14 protein-coding genes are annotated in these 19,609 nt (G+C 63.7%); 4 read left to right on the top strand and 10 right to left on the bottom strand.

All coding sequences use genetic code 11. The features are described from left to right. The first annotated feature begins 1 nt into the window (after position 1). The gene (locus MKD49_RS09080) at positions 2 to 709 is read left to right on the top strand and encodes a hypothetical protein (protein WP_252696134.1); all 708 of its coding nucleotides are present in this window, start codon (positions 2 to 4) and stop codon (positions 707 to 709) included. Between the two features lie 4 nt (positions 710 to 713). Here the strand turns inward: MKD49_RS09080 and nadB are convergent, their stop codons facing one another. The 5 genes from nadB to MKD49_RS09055 all read right to left on the bottom strand — a co-directional run bounded on the left by nadB (position 714) and on the right by MKD49_RS09055 (position 7,338). Next, complete coding sequence (nadB, locus tag MKD49_RS09075) at positions 714 to 2,318, bottom strand: L-aspartate oxidase (protein ID WP_252696133.1); 1,605 nt, start codon at positions 2,316 to 2,318, stop codon at positions 714 to 716. Positions 2,319 to 2,487: 169 nt separating this feature from the next. After that, on the bottom strand, positions 2,488 to 3,699 hold the full coding sequence (gene purT / locus MKD49_RS09070) for a formate-dependent phosphoribosylglycinamide formyltransferase (protein WP_252696132.1): 1,212 nt from the start codon (positions 3,697 to 3,699) through the stop codon (positions 2,488 to 2,490). A gap of 631 nt (positions 3,700 to 4,330) precedes the next feature. Then, on the bottom strand, positions 4,331 to 4,636 hold the full coding sequence (locus MKD49_RS09065) for a hypothetical protein (RefSeq protein WP_252696131.1): 306 nt from the start codon (positions 4,634 to 4,636) through the stop codon (positions 4,331 to 4,333). 1 nt (position 4,637) lies between these two features. Continuing rightward, positions 4,638 to 5,993 carry an acyclic terpene utilization AtuA family protein gene (locus MKD49_RS09060; RefSeq protein ID WP_252696130.1) on the bottom strand — a complete coding sequence of 452 codons (1,356 nt, stop codon included), beginning with the start codon at positions 5,991 to 5,993 and terminating at the stop codon, positions 4,638 to 4,640. Between the two features lie 43 nt (positions 5,994 to 6,036). Further along, entirely contained in the window at positions 6,037 to 7,338 is a 1,302-nt protein-coding gene (locus MKD49_RS09055) for a CitMHS family transporter (protein WP_039788220.1), read from the bottom strand. Between the two features lie 214 nt (positions 7,339 to 7,552). Here MKD49_RS09055 and MKD49_RS09050 point away from each other — a divergent pair, with 214 nt between their 5' ends. Continuing rightward, a complete protein-coding gene (locus MKD49_RS09050) occupies positions 7,553 to 8,491 on the top strand; it encodes a LysR family transcriptional regulator (RefSeq protein ID WP_252696129.1) in 939 nt (312 codons plus the stop codon). Positions 8,492 to 8,665: 174 nt separating this feature from the next. Here the strand turns inward: MKD49_RS09050 and MKD49_RS09045 are convergent, their stop codons facing one another. The 5 genes from MKD49_RS09045 to MKD49_RS09025 all read right to left on the bottom strand — a co-directional run bounded on the left by MKD49_RS09045 (position 8,666) and on the right by MKD49_RS09025 (position 16,226). Beyond that, complete coding sequence (locus MKD49_RS09045) at positions 8,666 to 10,327, bottom strand: MFS transporter (protein WP_134222306.1); 1,662 nt, start codon at positions 10,325 to 10,327, stop codon at positions 8,666 to 8,668. 569 nt (positions 10,328 to 10,896) lie between these two features. Next, positions 10,897 to 12,099, bottom strand: coding sequence for a TIGR03364 family FAD-dependent oxidoreductase (locus MKD49_RS09040; protein WP_252696128.1), 1,203 nt, complete (start codon positions 12,097 to 12,099; stop codon positions 10,897 to 10,899). A 155-nt stretch (positions 12,100 to 12,254) separates the two neighbouring features. Next, a complete protein-coding gene (locus MKD49_RS09035; RefSeq protein WP_252696127.1) occupies positions 12,255 to 13,286 on the bottom strand; it encodes a putative 2-aminoethylphosphonate ABC transporter substrate-binding protein in 1,032 nt (343 codons plus the stop codon). Between the two features lie 81 nt (positions 13,287 to 13,367). Then, on the bottom strand, positions 13,368 to 15,125 hold the full coding sequence (locus MKD49_RS09030; RefSeq protein WP_252696126.1) for a putative 2-aminoethylphosphonate ABC transporter permease subunit: 1,758 nt from the start codon (positions 15,123 to 15,125) through the stop codon (positions 13,368 to 13,370). A 12-nt stretch (positions 15,126 to 15,137) separates the two neighbouring features. Beyond that, positions 15,138 to 16,226, bottom strand: a complete 1,089-nt coding sequence (locus tag MKD49_RS09025) for a putative 2-aminoethylphosphonate ABC transporter ATP-binding protein (protein WP_121040370.1) — start codon at positions 16,224 to 16,226, stop codon at positions 15,138 to 15,140. A 337-nt stretch (positions 16,227 to 16,563) separates the two neighbouring features. Between MKD49_RS09025 and MKD49_RS09020 the strand changes: the two genes are divergently transcribed. Then, complete coding sequence (locus MKD49_RS09020) at positions 16,564 to 17,088, top strand: TonB C-terminal domain-containing protein (protein WP_252696125.1); 525 nt, start codon at positions 16,564 to 16,566, stop codon at positions 17,086 to 17,088. A 212-nt stretch (positions 17,089 to 17,300) separates the two neighbouring features. Beyond that, positions 17,301 to 19,220 carry a SurA N-terminal domain-containing protein gene (locus MKD49_RS09015; protein ID WP_252696124.1) on the top strand — a complete coding sequence of 640 codons (1,920 nt, stop codon included), beginning with the start codon at positions 17,301 to 17,303 and terminating at the stop codon, positions 19,218 to 19,220. The last annotated feature ends 389 nt before the right edge of the window (positions 19,221 to 19,609 follow it).

The following is a 19,609-nucleotide window of genomic DNA, read 5'->3' as shown; positions in this document are numbered from 1 at the left end:
CATGCCCCCACCGCAAATCCACTTCCGATGCGATCCTGCGCTGATTGACCATCTCCCACGCCCCCGCCTGGCCCGCGAGCTGATCCCCGACTGGATCCGCAGCATGCCGGCCAAGGCCTTCTCCGCGCTGCATGACCGCGATATCCGTACCGTCAAGCAATGCCCGCCCTTCATCGATGCGATGGCCCATGGTTTCATGATCCTGCTGCCCTGCGACGTGCACGTGGACAAAGGCAGCTTCAGTTGGGATTGGGAAGCCCCGGCGACCACCGTGGAGGGCCATCCGCGCGCACCATTGAGTTTTCATCCGCCCGCACAGGTCACCGGCACACCCTTCGAACAGGGCGATGCGCTGGTGCTGAAGTTCAACAGCTTCTGGACCATCGAACTGGAACCTGGCTGGTCACTCTTCGCGACGCATCCGGTGAACCGCCACGACCTGCCGTTCCGACTGCTCTCAGGACTGGTGGATGCGGACCAGTTCCATGACGCCGGTATCAATTTCCCTGCCGTCTGGACCGATGAAGAGTTTGTCGGCGTACTGCCCAAAGGCATGCCGGTCGCGCAATGCATGCCCGTGCCGCGCGAACGGCCTGTGCTGCACTTCGATACCCTGGAAGGGGAGGCCGCCACCCGCTACAGCCGGACCGTCGCCGACGTGCTGGCCGCCCCCAACGTCTACCGCAAACAATACCGCCAGCGCAAATAGCCGCTTACGGGCGTCCCGGCAGGATGGTCGGTGTGGCGCGGGGCAGGGTGCGTGGATAGTCCTGGCTGAAGTGGAGGCCGCGGCTTTCCTTGCGCATCAGGGCGCTGGAAACGATCAACTGCGCCACATCCACCAGGTTGCGCAGCTCCAGCAGATCGCGCGAGATGCGGAAGTTGGCGTAGTACTCGTCGATCTCTTCCTTGAGCAGGCGGATGCGGTGCAGGGCGCGTTCGAGACGCTTGTCGGTGCGCACGATGCTGACGTAATTCCACATGAAGCGACGCAGCTCGTCCCAGTTGTGGGCGATCACCACTTCCTCGTCGGCATCGCTGACGCGGCTTTCATCCCATTGCGGTACCTCGGCGATGCGCCAGGTGCCCGCTGACAATTCCCGTTCAATATCCTCGGCGGCCGAGCGGCCCAGCACCAGGCATTCCAGCAGCGAATTGCTGGCCAGGCGATTGGCGCCATGCAGCCCGGTATAGGCCGTCTCGCCGACCGCGTACAAGCCTGGCAGGTCGGTGCGGCCGGCCATGTCGGTCACCACGCCGCCGCAGGTGTAGTGCGCTGCCGGCACCACCGGGATGGGCTGGCGCGTGATATCGATGCCGAACTCCAGGCAGCGCCCCTGGATGGTCGGGAAGTGCTCGGCGATGAAGGCCGGGCTTTGATGGCTGATGTCCAGGTCGACATGGTCCAGCCCACGTTTCTTCATCTCGAAATCGATGGCACGCGCCACGACGTCGCGCGGCGCCAGTTCGGCACGCTCATCGTGTTCCGGCATGAAACGCTGGCCCGCCAGAGCACCCGCCGAAGCCGGCAGCTTGAGCAAGGCCCCTTCGCCGCGCAAGGCCTCGCTGATGAGGAAGGATTTTGCGTAAGGGTGATACAGGCAGGTCGGATGGAACTGGATGAATTCCATGTTGGCCACCCGGCAGCCGGCGCGCCAGGCCATGGCGATGCCGTCGCCGGTGGCTGAATCGGGATTGGAAGTGTAGAGATACACCTTGCCGGCCCCGCCCGTGGCCAGCACCGTGCGGCCGGCCGCAATGGCCAGCACGCGGCCGCTGGCGGTGTCCTGGACATGCACGCCCAGGCAGCGCGGTTCGGGCTTGGGATCGAGCTTGCGCGCATGGATCAGGTCGATGGCGCAGTGATGCTCCAGCAGCGTGATGTTGGGGTGGGCGCGCACGCGCTGCTCCAGCGTCACCTGGACGGCGTGGCCGGTGGCATCAGCGGCGTGGATGATGCGGCGCTGGCTGTGGCCGCCTTCGCGGGTGAGGTGATAGCCCAGCTCGGCGCTGTCGTCGCGGGTGAAGGGCACGCCCTGCGCGATCAACCATTCGATGGCCTCGCGGCCGTGTTCGACGATGTAGCGGGTGGCGCTTTCATCGCACAGGCCGGCACCGGCCACCAGCGTATCGTCGATATGCTGGGCGTGGCTGTCGCCCGAATCGAGCACGGCAGCAATGCCGCCTTGTGCCCAGTTGCTGGCCCCGTCCAGCAGCTCGCCCTTGGAAACGACCACCACCTGGTACTTCTCTGCCAGATGGAGGGCCACGGAAAGACCGGCCAGACCGCTGCCGAGGATGGCGACATCACACTTCATGATCGTGAGCAAAGCTGCTGTTGTGGAGGGAGACGGTGATTATAGCGGCATGCCGTGGGCATATCGTTTATATCGTTTCCGGCACCCTGGCGAGGTATTTGCCCGCATAAAACAAAACGGGCGCCGATTTTCGTCGGAGCCCGTTCACGTCATGCGACTGAGCGCAAGATCACTGCGGAATGACCGGTTTGACCTTGGCCGCAGCCTGCTTGGCGCGGATACGTGCGGTTTCGACGCTGTCACCGGAAGCCAGCGCCACGCCCATGCGGCGGCGGGCGAAGGATTCCGGCTTGCCGAACAGGCGAATATCGGCACCCGGGATGCGCAGCGCTTCAGCCACACCATCGAAGGCGATGCCCCGGGCGTCATGCTGGCCGTAGATCACGGCGGAGGCACCGGGGCTCCTGAGGGCGGTATTGACCGGCAGGCCGAGGATGGCCTTGGCATGCAGTTCGAATTCGCTCTGCACCTGGCTGACCATGGTGACCATGCCGGTGTCATGCGGACGCGGGCTGACTTCGGAGAACCAGACCATGTCGCCCTTGACGAACAGTTCCACGCCGAACAGACCCAGGCCGCCGAGGTTCTCGGTGACCTTGCGGGCGATGTCGCGGGCCTTTTCCAGCGCGGCGTTGGGCATGGGGTGCGGCTGCCACGACTCGACGTAGTCGCCCTTGACCTGGACGTGGCCGATGGGGTCGCAGAAGCTGGTGATGGTGTCGCCGTTTTCGTTGAGCGAGCGCACCGTCAGCAGGGTGATTTCATAGTCGAAGTCGATGAAGCCTTCGACGATCACGCGGCCGGAATCGACGCGGCCGCCAGCGGCGGCGTAGTTCCAGGCCGCCTCGATTTCGTCAGGGCCGTCGATCTTGGACTGGCCCTTGCCAGACGACGACATGACCGGCTTGATCACGCAGGGGAAGCCGATCTGGTCGATGGCGGCCTTGAGTTCTTCCAGGCTGTCGGCGAAGCGGTAGGGCGACGTTGCCAGGCCCAGGGTTTCACCGGCCAGGCGGCGGATGCCTTCGCGGTTCATGGTCAGCCAGGCAGCGCGCGCGGTCGGGATCACGCGGGCACGGCCGGCTTCTTCCAGCTTGACCAGGGTCTCGGTGGCAATGGCCTCGATCTCGGGCACGATCAGGTCGGGCTGCTCCTGCTCGATCAGTGCGGCCAGGGCGGCACCGTCGGTCATGTTGATCACGTGGGCGCGATGAGCGACCTGCTGGCCAGGCGCGTTCTCATAACGGTCAACGGCAATGACTTCCACGCCCAGGCGTTGCAGGGCGATGATGACTTCCTTGCCGAGTTCGCCGGAGCCCAGCAGCATGACTTTGGTAGCGGAAGGAGACAGCGGAGTGCCGAGTCGGATTGGTTTTTTCATATCGGGGGGAGTGTGTCAGCGGGGGGCGCTGATGCAGTGCGAGAATCAATCACGGGCGGACGATACCAAATCTTGCAGGGTTTGGACAGTCGCAATATGCCTAGTTCTGACAAGAAGTATCGGCGAAAAATTGCTTATTTTTCCTTTGGGAAATGAATTTTGGCTACGGTACCGACGCGGATCGAACAACGTCGGTCTTTTCTCGCGTTTTTGCAGCGAATGAACGCAACCGAGCACGTTTCCTACGAGACGGGACTTTGGCGCTGGACGAGTTTGAATTGTTGCGCCAAATTCGGCTATCTCAACATAAAAGAGAATATCCATGTCGAAGACAGATCAACCGCCATTTCTTTCGAGCAATTCTTTGGTGCCCACCTTGTGCGTTGCCCTGCAGCCATACAGCCCTGAAGCAGAGCTCCCTGAATTAGTGAACGGTGTGAGCCCAGCGGCCATCTGCGAATGGGTGACGCGCTCTGCCAGATGAATCGAGAGCATGGCCTCATCAATGAGGATGTGAGCGCGCTGGAGGACCTTCTTGATCGCAGTCCTGCCGAGCCGATCCGGTTCGAATGATCGCACCCGTATTCATGGAGGCTGCGAGCCTTTGACACCGCCTGCAAGGGCGACTTGGTCAGTAGTCCAGCTCCAAGTCCAGCATCACCCCCGACAACGCCTTCCCATGCGCATCCAGCGCCAGTGACCGGGTAACCCCTCCGCCCAGCGCGCGTTGCATCACGAAGTTGAGTGCCCCCAGATGCGGCAGCGCGTGGCGCATCACTTCCCCATGGACCACGCCGGCAAAATGCACACGCACGCGTTCGGCCGTCAGGGTACGCTCCAGCAGCGCATAGTCCTCCTGCCGATAGGCGATTACGGAGATATTCGATATGTCGCCTTTGTCTCCGGCGCGTGAATGAGCAATTTCTCTGAGCAGCATCTCAGGCCTCCTCGATGAAAACGGATGGATGCACCAGCGTGCGCGGCAGCAGCAGCGACAGCACGGCGATGACTTCGCGGGCCGACTTGGTGGCACCACCGCCACCGGCCGGGCCGTTGGTATAAAGCGTCTCGACTTCATTGCCGATGCGGACCGCCTCTTTCATGCTGGCCGTGCGGCCGGTCACACGCAGGCGGACTTCGCGCGGCTCGGGCGCATGCGCCGACATTTGATCACCGGCAATGGCATTGATGCCGATCAGGTCCACGCGCAGTTCTTCAGTCTGCACGCCGGTAAGCGCCAGCCGCTCGCGCACGATCTCGCCGGCCAGTTGCGCACGCGCTTGCGCGCCCGGCCCGGCATACGAGATCTGGCCTTCGCCAATGAAACTGTCGCGGTAGCCCAGCGTGGTCTTGAGCGTCTGCGGTCGCGCACGGCCACGGCCGCCGGTGACGGCGACGCGGTCCGGCCCGACTTCTTCGATGCGGACTTGCGAGAAATCGGCAATCACATCCGGCGTGAAGTAGGCGCTCGGATCATGGATTTCATAGAGCAATTGCTCCTTGCAGGTACGCGCCGTGACTTGTCCTCCGGAGCCGGCCACTTTTGTAATGACTGCACTGCCATCGGCTTTCACTTCACCAATGGGAAACCCCAGCCGCGCCAGTCCGGCTACGTCCTTCTTGCCGGGGTCGGCAAAATAGCCACCGGTAATCTGTCCTGCGCACTCCAGCAGGTGGCCGATGAGGGTGCCCTGGCCGAGCTTGTCCCAGTCATCGGCGGCCCAGCCGAATTCGTGTACCAGAGGCGCCAGCACCAGCGCAGGGTCGGCCACGCGGCCGGTGATGATGACCTGGGCCCCGGCCTGCAGGGCTTCGACGATGGGGGCGATGCCCAGATAGGCATTGGCCGAGATGAGGCGGCTACCGAGGGAAGCGACCGGCTGGCCATTGTCCTCGATGCGCCATGCGTCCTGCTGCACGGCCTCCAGCACGTCGTCTCCTGCCACGGCTGCTACCTTCAGTCCGCTCAGTCCCAGTTCACGCGCGATCTCGCGCACGCGTTGCGCCGCCGCCAGCGGGTTGGCCGCGCCCATATTGGTGATGATGCGGATGCCCTGGGTGGCACAGGTCTTGAGCACCGCGTACATGCGTTCGGCCAGCAGCGGGTCGTAACCCTTGCCCGGGTCCGCCAGCCGGGCTTGCTGGCCGATGGCGATGGTGCGCTCGGCCAGGCATTCGAAGATCAGGTAATCCAGCTGGCCGTGTTCGGCCAGTTCGGCGGCCGGCTCGATGCGGTCGCCTGAATAGCCGGCACCGGCGCCGATGCGCACGGTGCGCTGTGGATCTTGGGTCATGCGATTCTCCAAAACAGGGTGTTGCACTTCCGGTGGCCCGCGCTCAGAACAGCGGGAACAGCCCCAGTACCACGCAGGCGATGGTCATCACCACGGAGGCACCGAAGAGGAAGGGAATGGTGTATTTCTGGTGGTCCGCCAGTTCGATCCCGGCCAGGCCGCACACCAGGAAGGTCGCGGGCGTGAGCGGGCTGACCGGGAAACCGGTCGTCATCTGGCCCAACAGCGCTGCCTGGGCCACCTGGATGGTCGGTACGCCCAGCATGTGGCTGACCTCGGCGATCACCGGCAGCACGCCGAAGTAGAAGGAATCCGGATCGAACAGCAGCGACAGCGGCATCGACAGCACGCCCAGCACCACCGGGATATGCCCGGCCATCTCGGGCGGCACGAAGCCGACCGCGGTCTTGGCCATGGCCGAGAGCATGCCCGACTTGGTCATGATGCCGGTGAACACGCCCGCCGCAAACAGGATGCTGGCCATCAGCAGGGCCGCCTTGGCGTGGGCGTCGATGCGCTCGCGCTGCATGGCCACGTCACGGTAGTTGATCATCAGCGCCAGCACCACGCCGATCATGAACATCACCACCGGATCGACCTTGCCGCTGATCATCACGCCCAGCACGAAGACCGTCAGCACGATGTTGGCCCAGAAATTCTGCGGGCGACGGATCTTCAGTTGTGCTTCGCTCAGCTCATGCTGCTGCACGAAATCGACCGTCGATCCCTTGCCCAGCCCGAGCCGGCGCTCTTCCTTCAGGCCCAGCAGATACGAGGCGATGAACACGAACGCCAGCCCCACCAGTTGCACCGGCACCAGCGGCGTGAAGATGTCCGAGACCGGGATGTGCAGCGCCGCCGAGGCGCGGATCATGGGCCCGGTCCACGGCAGGAAATTCACGCCTGCCGCCATCGAGGCCACGCAGGCCAGGATGCGCTTGTCGATGCCCAGCCGCGTGTACAGCGGCAGCATGGCGGGGATGGTGATGAGGAAAGTCACCGCACCCGAGCCATCCAGGTGGATCAGCAGCGCCAGCAGCGCCGTGCCCGGCACGATGCGGGTAGGGCGGCTGCCCACGGTCTTGAGGATGCGGCTGATGATCGGGTCCAGCATGCCGGCATCGGTGACGATGCCGAAGAACAGGATCGCAAAGACGAACATGCCGGCCACCGGCGCAATGGCGGTTACGCCCTGGACGATGAACTTGGAGGTCTGCAAGCCGAAGCCACCGACCAGCGCGGCAATGATGGGAATGGCGATCAGCGCCACCAGGGGCGACATCCTCTTGGTGAGGATGGCCGTGAACAAGGATACGATCGTGACAAAGCCGAGCAGGGCCAACATGCGTGTCTCCGGTTTTTTTGATGTGATGTTCTTGTCGTGTCAGCACATCCGGTACCGGTTCGTTCTTTTTTCTGCTTCAGCTTCTGTACATGATTCCGTACAGGGTGCGCGGATGTGAGCAGGGCGAGTGTAGGTGGCGGCTGATTTTGTTGTAAAGTCGCTTTTTTCGATTGATTGACCTGCTTTTCGGCATAATCCGCTCCCGTCTTCCACCATGCACGCCAACCTGTCCACGCGCCTGCTGCACGCATTCCTCGCACTGGCCGACTGTCGCCATTTCGGCCACGCGGCCGAGCGCTGCCATGTGTCGCAGTCAGCGTTCAGCGCCATGATCCAGAAGCTGGAAACGGCAACAGGTGCGCGCCTGTTCGAACGCGATACCCGCAACGTGAGCCTGACCCCGGAAGGTGAAGTCTTTGTCGAGGTGGCACGCCAGCTGGTCGCGGACATGGAGGCAGCGCTGGCGGACATGAACGATTACGTCGCACGGCGCAAGGGCAGGGTGGCCATCGCGGCCTTGCCATCGCTGGCGGCGGGGTGGCTGCCGCCGGTGCTGGCGGCTTACCGGCAACGTCATCCGGGCGTGGCGGTGGAGCTGTTCGATGCCATATCGGATCAATGCCTGGACCTTCTGCGCCAGGGCAAGGCCGATATCGCCCTCACTGCGCCGGGCCCCAATCTGCTGGAGTTCACCACGCAGCCCCTGTGCGCCGACCCGTTCTACCTGGTCTGCCGCAAGGACCATGCGCTGGCCGGCAAGCGCCGCATCAAGGTGGCCCAACTGGCCGGGTGCGAAATGATCCACCTGGCGCGCTCCACCAGCGTGCGCCAGCATCTGGATGCCGTGCTGCGGCCGGGCGCGGTGATCCACACCGGGCTGGAGGTCGAACACCTGGCGACCTTGGCGGCCCTGATCGAAAGCGGCCTGGGCGTGAGCGTAGTCCCGGAGCTGACGCTGTTTCAGTTCCGCCTGCCCAATCTGGTGGCCATCCCGATGGACGCGCCGGAGCTGGTGCGGCCGCTGCTGATCGTCACGCCCAAGGAGCGCAGCCTGTCCATCGCCGCGCAAGGCCTTCTGGAACTGGTCCAGGCCAAGGCGCGCGCTGAAGCCGGTGCTCCCGCGCGGCGCAATCGCCCACCGCAGCGTTCCTAGAGGCGCGAGCTCGGGCCCCTGCAGTGCGCGCGACGCGGGCTGCATGGAGATAGCTTGCCTCTCGTTCCCGCAAACGAAAAACCGGGCGCAATCATGATTGCGCCCGGTCCGGGAGTGCTTCGCGCTGCGCCGTCCTGCCTTGGGGGCCGGGCGGCGAGCACGTCATTGCGAGTGTTACTCGTGGATGTTGTTGCGCACGGTTTCCTTCACGAACAGCAGACCGATCACCACGGTGATCAGCGAGATCACGATCGGATACCACAGGCCGTAGTAGATGTCGCCCTTGAAGGCCACCAGTGCGAAGGAGGTGGTGGGCAGCAGGCCGCCGAACCAGCCGTTGCCGATGTGGTAAGGCATGGACATGGAGGTGTAGCGGATGCGGGTCGGGAACATTTCGACCAGGCAGGCGGCGATCGGGCCGTAGACCATGGTCACGTAGATCACCAGGATGAACAGCAGCAGCAGGACCATGGGCTTGTTGATCTGCTCCGGATCGGCCTTGCTCGGGTAACCGGCGGCCTTGATGTCGTCAGCCAGGGCCTTGGACAGTTCCTTGTCCTTGGCGGCGGCGTCTTCCTTGGACAGGCCGGCGGCATCATACGAGGTGATGACGCGGTCGCCGATCTTGACGGTGGCCACCGAACCCGGGGCGCCGGCCACGTTCTGGTAGTTCACCGAAGCGGCCGACAGCTTGGCCTTGACGATGTCGCAGGACGAGGTGAACTTCTTGGTGCCGGTCGGGTTGAACTGGAACTGGCAGCTGGCCGGGTCGGCGGTGACGATCACCGGGGACTTTTGCAGTGCGGCTTCCAGCGCCGGGTTGGCGAAGTGGGTCAGGCCGTTGAAGATCGGGAAGTAGGTGACGGCGGCAATCAGGCAGCCACCCAGGATGATGGGCTTGCGGCCGATCTTGTCCGACAGCGAACCGAAGAACAGGAAGAAAGGCGTCGCCAGCAGCAGCGCGGCGGCGATCAGGATGTTAGCGGTCGGGCCATCCACCTTCAGGGTCTGGGTCAGGAAGAACAGGGCATAGAACTGGCCGGTGTACCACACCACGGCTTGACCGGCGGTCAGGCCGACCAGCGCCAGGATCACCAGCTTCAGGTTCTTCCATTGGCCGAAGGCTTCGGTCAGCGGGGCCTTGGAGGTCTTGCCTTCAGCCTTCATCTTCAGGAAAGCCGGTGACTCGTTCATGGACATGCGGATCCACACCGAGATGGCCAGCAGCAAGATGGAGACCAGGAAGGGAATGCGCCAGCCCCAGTCGGCGAAGGCGGCTTCACCCACCGCCGTACGCACACCCAGGATCACCAGCAGCGACAGGAACAGGCCCATCGTGGCCGTGGTCTGGATCCACGCGGTGAAGGCACCGCGGCGGCCTTCCGGCGCGTGCTCGGCCACGTAGGTGGCGGCACCGCCGTATTCACCGCCCAGCGCCAGACCCTGCAGGATGCGCAGGATGATCAGGATGATCGGGGCTGTGATGCCGATCGAGTTGTAGTTGGGCAGCACGCCGACGATGAAGGTCGAGGCCCCCATGATCAGGATGGTCACCAGGAAGGTGTACTTGCGGCCGACCAGGTCGCCCAGGCGGCCGAACACCAGCGCGCCGAAGGGACGCACGATGAAACCGGCAGCAAAGGCCAGCAGGGCGAAAATGAACGCGGTATTGGGGTCGGTGCCGGCAAAGAACTGCTTGGCGATGATGGCCGCCAGCGAACCGTACAGGTAGAAGTCATACCATTCGAAAACGGTGCCTAGCGAAGAGGCGAAGATGACTTTCTTCTCCTCCGGGGTGATGCCGCGCGCAGTCGTATTGACTGATGCTGTGGTCATGTCTGTCTCCTTGGTTTTAATGAGTGTGCTACTGCATGGAATGCAACCAGGTACTCGGGGCAACAGGGCAACAATGCAACAGATGGCCGAATGGGGCGTTATGCAAGAACGCACCGGAGAACAAAGCATGAAGAGCATGCAAAGCATGAAACATCGACACCCCTCGCTTCCCCGTCTGACACAAACCGCGATATTGGCTTCGCATTGCTTGCGTAAGGACCCACTTGTCCATGCGGCGAGTGTGCGACGCCAAACTTACGCAGGACTTGCTCCAAACTTACACAAGCTTACAGCGCAGCAAGTCGATTTCTGGTTGCGACGCAGCAGCAAAAAGCGCGTCAGCCAAGGCCTTGCGGGGTGGTAACAGATATTGCGGCGCAGCGACCGCAGCGCGCGGCTCGCCTTTTTGGGAATGCGGTCAAAAAGATTTTTCTGTCAGGAATCAGCGCGGGCAAATGAAGCATCGTGCCAAGCATGCGGATCAGCGGCAGGTGCTCCCCGTCGGGACGGCAGACGGGACGGCGGTGACAGGACGGCATCACCGCCCTGTCACCGCTCAGGTGCGGGGATCAGGCCAGCGCAGTGGCCGGGGTTGCTTGCGCTGTCGGTGTGGGCAGGCTGTCGCCCTCCAGCAGCGCCTTGACCACGCGTTCGCCCAGGCCCAGGCCAACGCTCATGCCGATGCCGGTATGCATCAGTACCACCGAGGTGTGGTCGTCGATGGCCAGGGCCGAGAACGGGCCCGGGCCCTTGCTGCCGTAGACGCCTTGCCAGCGCTCGATCACCTGCACGCGCGAAGCCAGGGTATGTTCGGCCAGGCCGATCAGCAGTTCATCGATTTCCTCACTGTTGAACGGGGGCGAATCGGTACCGTAATGGTGCGAATCGCCGACGATGAGCTCCTTATACGGGGTCGGGCTGACCAGCAGGTGGATGCCGTGCTTGTTCAGCAGCGGGGCGTTCGCCTCGATCTCCGCGTGCACCGCGCGGGCGGTCGGCAGGTCCGAGAAAGCGCCGTAGTGGGTGCAGGACAGGCCGGTCAGTACGGCATGGGTCAGCGGGACGGCTTCCTCGGTCTTCAGGCGCAGCATCTGCAGGCGGCACTGCTTCAGGTTCATCGGCTGCAGGCGATCGGCGAAGAGCGTCAGGTAATCGTGGCCCGAGCACACCACCACGCGCTCGGCGCGGAATTCGCCGGCGGTGGTCGAGAGGCGGCCGTCGGCGGTGCCATGCACCAGCGTGTTGAAACGGAAATGCACGCCCTGCGAATGCAGGTAGGCTACGAGGGCCGGCATGGCTTCGCGCGAATACAGCTGCAGGTCTTCGGTGCCGTGCAGGGCCGAGCGGTGATGGCTGAAACGGCCGTTGTAGAGCGCGTCCAGCTTGTCGCCTTCGAGCAGGGAGGCGCGGTAGTCGTACTGGCGTGCACGCACGGTCATGAATTCCAGCAGCACGTCGTGCTCGGCCTCGCTGCGGGCAAACAGCAGGGTGCCAGCTTCACGGGCACTGAAATGCGCGCGCGCGGCCAGGTGCAGCCAGAGGGCGCGGCTTTCGCGGGCCAGGTCCAGCATGATGCCGGGCGGCTGGCCGGTCACCAGGCCCATGCCGAAGTTGCGTACGGACGCGCCCAGCGGCGTGCCGGTACGTTCGAAGACGGCCACCTTGAGGCCGCGCTTGACGGCGGCATAGGCGTGGGCGAGGCCAAGGATGCCGGAGCCGACCACGGCCAGGTCGAAGTGCTGCGGATCGTGTTCTGAGAGGGAATTGTTCATGGGAAGTGCTCCATCGGAGTCAGTTGCGAGATGTCGTGTGGCGTCTTGTGCGGGGACGCTCTGGCGGCGTCCTGCGGTCCTCTCCGTGCGCCGTCACGGTGCTTCCCGAAAGCATCGGGCCCGTGACGGCGCGGTATTGCGGGCAAGTCCTGGAATTACTGCTTCTTCTCCGACTTGCTTTCGTAACGCTTGCTCCACTCGGTCAGGATGCGGTCACGGCTGGTGCTGGCCCAGGTGAAGTCGTTCTTGATCAGGCGCTTTTCATAGTCGGCCGGCAGCAGCTCGTCCGGCTTGGCCACGCCAGGAATGGCGACCACGGCGAAGTTCTTTTCATACAGGGCCATGGCTTCCTTGCTGGCGGAGAAATCGGCCAGCTTCTTGGCGGCGTCCAGGTTCTTGGTGCCCTTGACGATGGCGGTGGCTTCGATATCCCAGCCCAGGCCTTCGGACGGCAGGATCACGTCGATCGGTGCGCCTTCCTTCTTGGTCTTCACGGCACGGTACTCGAAGGCGATGCCGATCGGGAATTCACCGGTGGCCGCCTGCTTGCAGGGCTTGGAGCCGGAGTGGGTGTACTGGCCGATGTTCTTGTGCAGGGCGTCCATGTAGGCCCAGCCTTTTTCTTCACCCATCATCTGCAGCCAGGCCGAGACATCCAGGTAGCCGGTGCCGGACGAGGCCGGATTGGGCATGACGATCTTGCCGGCATAGACCGGCTTGATCAGGTCCGCCCAGGAGGTCGGCTTGGGCAGGCCCTGCTTTTGCGCTTCCACGGTGTTGAAGCAGATGGCCGAGGCCCACACGTCCATGCCGACCCAGGCCGGCGGATTGGCGGCGCTGCGGTACTTGGCGTCGATCGCTGACAAGCCTTGCGGGGCGTACGGGGTCAGCATGCCTTCCTTGTCCAGCAGGGCCAGGCTGGTGGCAGCCAGGCCCCAGATCACGTCAGCCTGCGGGTTGGCTTTTTCGGCCAGCAGCTTGGCGGTGACGATGCCGGTGGAGTCGCGCACCCACTTGATCTCGATGTCCGGGTTGGCCTTCTGGAACGCGGCCTGGTAAGCCTTGATCTGGTCGGCTTCGAGGGCGGTGTAGACGGTCAGCGTGGTAGCGGCGTGGGCCTGGGCCGAGAACAGCAGGCCGGCACCGATCACCGATGCGAACAGGGAAAACAGCTTGGTTTTTTTCATGATGGCCTTCGTCAGTGAATGGCTGGGTTGAAAACGCGTCGGGGACGCAAGGTGGAGAAATCGTAGGGCTGCCGGTCCGGCTCAATGCGCGCGTCCACGGCGCCAGGCCTGGGCCCGCGCCAGCCAGCGGCTGCCGGCCAGGTGCATGAAGAGCGAGGCCGCAGCCGAGGTCAGCAGGATCAGCGTGGACATGGCGGCCGCCGGGCCGACATCGCCGGCGTCGTCCATGTTCAACACCGCCACCGAGGCCAGTACCGTATCCGGGCGATACAGGAAGATCACCGCCGACACCGTGGTCATCGAGGAGACGAACAGGTAGCGGAAGATCTCCAGCATCTGCGGCAGGCACAGCGGCACCGTCACGCGCAGGAAGGTCTGCAGCAGAGGCACCTTCAGCGACAGCGAGGCCGCTTCGAATTCAGGATCGAGCTGTTTGAGCGCGGTGACGGCGGTGAGATGGGCCGTGGTGTAGAAGTGCACGATGGAGCAGAGCACCAGCAGCGTCATGGTCCCGTAGAGGAAATTGAACGGGTTGGACGGATGGTTGAAGAACAGCAGGCTGCCCAGGCCGAGCACCAGCCCGGGCACGGCCATCGGCAGGAAACTCAGCATGCGCAGCAGGGGTGCGAGCCAGGCCTGGCCACGCGTCTTTTCCATCAGCCAGGCACCGGTGAAGATGACCAGGGTCCCGGCCACGCTGGTGCCGCAGGCCAGTTTCAGGCTGTTCCAGTAGGCCAGCCAGCCGCCGCCATCCATGTTGTCGAAGTCGTAGTGCTGCAGCGTCAGTTGCAGGTTGTAGGGCCACAGCTTGACCAGGGATGCCCCCATGGCCACCACGATCATCATCAGGATGGCCGCCGCAATCAGGGCCACCGCCACCAGGTTGATGCCATCACGGCGCCAGTCGGGGCGGGGAACGTAAGCTTCGGAGCGGCTGCTCATGGTGGCGCGCTGGCGCCGCTGCAGCCAGGCGTCCAGCGCAAAGGTCAGCAGGGCCGGCACCAGCAGCAGCAAGCCGATCAGGGCACCGCGTCCGAACTGCTGCTGGCCGACCACCGCCTTGTAGGCTTCCACGGCCAGCACGCTGTAGGCGCCGCCGGTGATCTTGGGTACGCCGAAGTCGGTGATGGTGAGCGTGAACACCAGGCACAGCGCACCGAAGATACCGTAACGCGTGGCCGGCAGGGTGACGGTAGTGAAGATGCGCCAGCGCGAGGCGCCCATGGCGTGCGCCGCGTCGTACAGCCGGCCATCGGCCTGCGACAGCGCCGACAGCAGGATCATCATGGCATGCGGGAAGGTGTAGAACACTTCACCCAGCAGGATGCCCCAGAAGCCGTAGATGCTGCCATCCATCCACTCCTTGAACAGCCCCTGGTTGCCGAACAGGTAGATCAGCGCGATACCGGGCAACAACGACGGTGCCAGCAGCGGCAGCAGGCCGATGCCACGCCACAGGCCTTTGAAGGGAATGCAGGTGCGCTGCAGGGCGTAGGCGAACACATAGGCCAGCGGTACCGTCACCACGGCGGTCACTGTAGAGACCCACAGGCTGCGCCCCAGCATGGGCAGGAAATTGATGTTGGAGAACAGGGTCACGAAGGGCTGGCTGCCCGCCCAGTTGCCCTCGGGCGTCAGCACGGCTTGCGCCAGGATGAACAGCAGCGGTCCGCCCAGACCCAGCAGGAGCAGGGCCAGCAGCATCCATTTCATCGCGCCCGGCAGCCGCTGGCTGCGGTCGGTCGGGGAACGCCGCGCCGCTGGGGCGCCAGCTTGGGTGCGATCGCGCGCCAGGGCAGGCATGGGGGAGGTGGGCGGCAAGGAAGATTGCATCGTCATGAACGGTCCGGCTCAGGCAAAGACCTGCAGGGCCTGACGCGGCAGCGCCACCCACAGTCCGTCGTGCGCCGGCAAATCGGCCAGGCGCTCGTGCGATTCACCGCTGACATCGGCCAGCAGCGTCTGGCCCGGCAGGGCATCGGCCGCCAAGGCCAGGCGATAGCGGTTGCCGAGATAGATGCGATCGATCACGCGCGCCTGGAAGCGGTTGGCGCAGGACTCGGTAGCAAACAGTTCCACGGCTTCGGGGCGGCAGAACAGGCGGCCGGTTTGCAGCTCCGCTTCTTCAGGGCGGACTTCGAAGCGCAAGGCCCCGACCGTGACCTGCGAACCCGAGATGCGCGAAAACGGCAGCCAGTTGGCGTGGCCGATGAAATCCGCCACGAAGGGCGTGGCCGGGCGACGGTAGATCTCGGCGGGCGTGCCGAACTGTTCGATGCGGCCATGCTGCATGACGGCGATGCGGTCGGCCATGACCATGGCTTCTTCCTGATCGTGCGTGACCATCAGGGTAGTGATGCGGAATTGCTTCTGCAGGCGGCGGATTTCCAGTTGCAGGTGTTCGCGCACCTGCGCGTCCAGGGCCGAGAGCGGTTCGTCGAGCAACAGCAGCGAAGGCGAGGGGGCCAGCGCGCGCGCCAGGGCCACCCGTTGCTGCTGGCCGCCTGAAAGCTGGCCGGGATACTTGGATTGGCTGCCGGCCAGGCCGACCATGGAGAGCATTTCCGTGACGCGCTCCTGGCGTGCCTGGCGCTTCATATTGCGCAGGCCGTAGGCGACGTTGTCGGCTACGGTCAGATTCGGGAAGAGGGCGTAGGACTGGAACAAAATGCCGTAATCGCGCGATTGCGGCGGCAGATCGGAAATGTCGCGGCCAGCGGCGAAGATCTGGCCGGCATCCTGGCGCTCCAGGCCGGCGATGGTGCGCAGCAGGGTGGTCTTGCCGCAGCCCGACGGACCCAGAAGGCAGACCATCTCGCCTTGGCGCACTTCCAGCGAAACGCCGTCCAGCGCGGTGAAGGCGCCGAAACGCTTGTCGATGCCGCGCACCGACAGGAAACGCGCGTTGCCGTCGGTGTCATCAGGCGGGCAAACCGGCATCGCAAGGGCGGCGGCGGAAGAGGGTGTCTGCATCATTTCGGAGGGTTTCCAGCTGGTTCGCGATGTTGCCCAAAGGCAGTCCCCATGCGGACTTTCGCCGGATGGACTGGCCCGTTCAGAGGCAAGCGGATGGTACGGGCCAAATATGACTGCTGGATGACACCCCCTGCTGTGATAGCAGCCCGGAATCCTTGCTATAGATTGAAGCTATGGATCATCTAGGAAGCTCTCGCGGCGAGGGAATCCGGGCGGCGCAACGCTGTCCAAATTCGGTCCGATCATTCATTGACGCCATGCGGCGAGTGAAGCAAGATCGGCCAGTGATCAGGAGGAGAAAATGAATAAATACGGTAGGCCGGCCCGCCGGCCGGGCGTGCGCCTGGCGATGTCGGGCGTGGGCATTGCTGCCATGCTGGCGGCCTGCTCCGCACCCGAGAGCACCCAGCAGGAGCGGGATGCACTGGCGCGCTCCCTGATCGAGCAGAAGAAGACCACCGAGGACGCCACCTCCACAGCGACGTCCGTGGATGGCTACAAGGTCGACCTGGCCAAGCGCATTTCCCAGGTCAACTTCACCAGTGTCTACGTGGAACGCCCGCAGGCCTTGCTGCGCTCGGTGATCGTCATCAAGTACGTGATCGATGGCGACGGCAATCTGGTCAAGAGCGAGATTCTGCGCAGCAACCGCGACAAGCACGCCGAAGCCAGCGCCCTGGGCAGCCTGAAATCGGCCGCGCCCTTCCCCAAGCCGCCGCCGGCGCTGCTCAAGCAGGGTCGCATCGAACTGTCGGAAAGCTGGCTGTTCAACAACGACGGCCGCTTCCAGTTGCGCAGCGTGGCCCTGGCCCAGATGGACCGCTAGCGGCAGCCCTGCCAAAGATGCCGCCCGGCATTGGCATGTGTATAATGTCGCGCGAGCACGACGGTGTGCGTTGTGTCTCCCGGGCCTGACGGGCCTGCGCCGGATCAGGGCGAACGCGAGTTCGCCTTTTTTCTTATGGGCGCGCACCAGCGGCCGTCTGCGCTGAACCCCGCTGTCCTTCATTGACCAGATCGTTTATTGATTGGCTATACATGTTTGATTTCATTCGTACTCACCAGCGTCTGATGCAGTTCCTGCTGCTGCTGTTCATCTTCCCGTCGTTCGCTTTCTTCGGCCTGGAAGGCTACAGCCGCCTGACCGACGACAACGGCGTGGCCAAGGTGGCCGGCCAGACCATCACCAAGGAAGAGTGGGACGCCGCGCATCGCCAGCAGCTGGACCGCATGCGCCAGGTGTATGGCAATCAGTTCGACAGCAAGATCTTCGACAGCCCGCAGGCGCGCCGCGCCATCCTCGACAACCTGATCGCCCAGCGCGCCCTGGGTGCCGAAGTGGTAGCCAGCAAGCTGGTGGTGCCGGACCAGGTGCTGCAGCAAAGCATCCTGCAGATCCCCGGCCTGACCAAGCCGGACGGCAGCTTTGACAACGAGCAGTACCGCGTGCTGCTGGCCGCGCAGGGCATGACCCAGAAATCCTACGAAGCCGGCCTGCGCCGCGAGATGGCCCTGCAGCAGCTCAACGCCGCCATCCAGACTACCGCCTTCGCCCCCAAGACCGTGGCCGAGAACCTGTCCAGCCTGAACGACCAGGAGCGCACGGTCCAGATGCTCAACTTCAAGCCGGACAGCTACGCCGGCCAGGTCAAGGTGAGCGATGACATGCTCAAGGCCTACTACGACAAGAACGGCGCCCGTTTCGAGACTCCGGAACAGGCCGACATCGAATACGTGGTGCTGGATGCCGCTGCCGTGGCCGCCCAGGCCAGCGTCACCGATGACGACATCAAGGCCTACTACGAGCAGAACCAGAAGCAGTACGCCACTGAAGAACAGCGTCGCGCCAGCCACATCCTGATCACCGTCAAGAAGGATGCCTCTGCCGCCGACAAGGCTGCCGCCAAGACCAAGGCCGAAGGCCTGGTGGCACAGCTGCGCAAGAACCCGGGCGACTTCGCCAAGCTGGCCAAGGCCAATTCGCAGGATCCGGGTTCGGCCGACAATGGCGGCGACCTGGGTTACTTCAGCCGTGGTGCGATGGTCAAACCCTTCGCCGATGCCGCCTTCAGCCTGAAGCAGGGTGAGATCAGCGATCCGGTCGAATCCGATTTCGGTTATCACGTCATCGAAGTGACCGGCATCAAGCCGGCCGCCGTCAAGCCGCTGGAGTCGGTCAAGGCCGAGATCGGAGCCGAGATCAAGAAGCAGATCGCCGCCAAGAAGTATTCCGAAATGGCCGACCAGTTCAACAACCTGGTCTATGAAAACGGCGACAGCCTCAAGGCCGTCTCCGACAAGCTCAAGCTGAAGATCCAGACCGCCTCGGGCGTCACCCGCAATCCGAATCCGGCTGCCGGCGCTGCGCCGTACAACAATGGCAAGTTCCTGGCCGCCCTGTTCACCGACGACGTGATCAAGGCCAAGCACAATACCGAAGCCGTGCAGACCGCCCCCAACACCTTGGTGGCCGGCCGCATGACCAGCTACAAGCCGGTGGCCAAGCGTCCGTTCGAGGAAGTCAAGGCCGATGTGCAGAAGGCCGTTCTGTTGGCCGAAGAGCAGTCGCTGGCGGTCAAGGCCGGCCAGGAACGCCTGGCGCAGCTGCAAGCCAAGGATGATGCGACTGGTTTCAGCGATGCCAAGGTGGTCTCGCGCGTGAAGTCCGAGGGCTGGACCCAGGAAGCCTTCAACGCCGTCATGAAGGCCGATACCGCCAAGCTGCCGGCCTACGTCGGCGCCGAGACCCCGGGCATGGGCTACCAGATCTACCGCATCACCAAGGTGGAACAGCCCAAGACGGTCGACACCGCGCGCCGCAAGGCCGAGCAGGAACAGATCACCGCCGCCTTGTCGCAGCAGGAAGCACTGGGTTACCTGGACTATCTGCGCGAGAAGGCCAAGACCAAGCTATTGAAGGGCGCCGCCGCCGTCAGCGCGGATGACGCCGCCAAGTAAGGTGAAGGGCATGGCCCGCCTTTGGGGCAATGCGTGCAGAGGGTGCACCGGGATCGTGAATCGGTGCGCAGTGCCGCCCCAAGGCGGGGAATTGTCGGCATGACTGCCACAATTTACTAAAAAATTTACACGGGCCGCTTTTCCAGCGGCCCTTTTTGTTTCATCATGGACACCGGCGCTGCATTCGGGCGGGATGCACAAGGGAGCCGGCACCGGGGAATCCGCTTCATTTCTTCCATCGCCGTTGGCGTTTCGTCAGCTTTCCATCTAGCGGGAAAAGGCAGTTTTTGTGCTGTCGAGATGAATTTCCTGTCATCCGCACGTCATGTTGCGCCGTTTCGGAAACAAACGGCTGCCGTACTTGTTGTCGCTTTCTCCAGTCGACATTC

The organism is Herbaspirillum sp. WGmk3 (assembly GCF_023952535.1).
In the GTDB taxonomy this organism is placed as follows: Bacteria; Pseudomonadota; Gammaproteobacteria; order Burkholderiales; family Burkholderiaceae_D; genus Herbaspirillum; species Herbaspirillum huttiense.
Note: the sequence above shows the minus strand (reverse complement) of the source record. Positions and strands in the feature narration are given on the sequence as shown.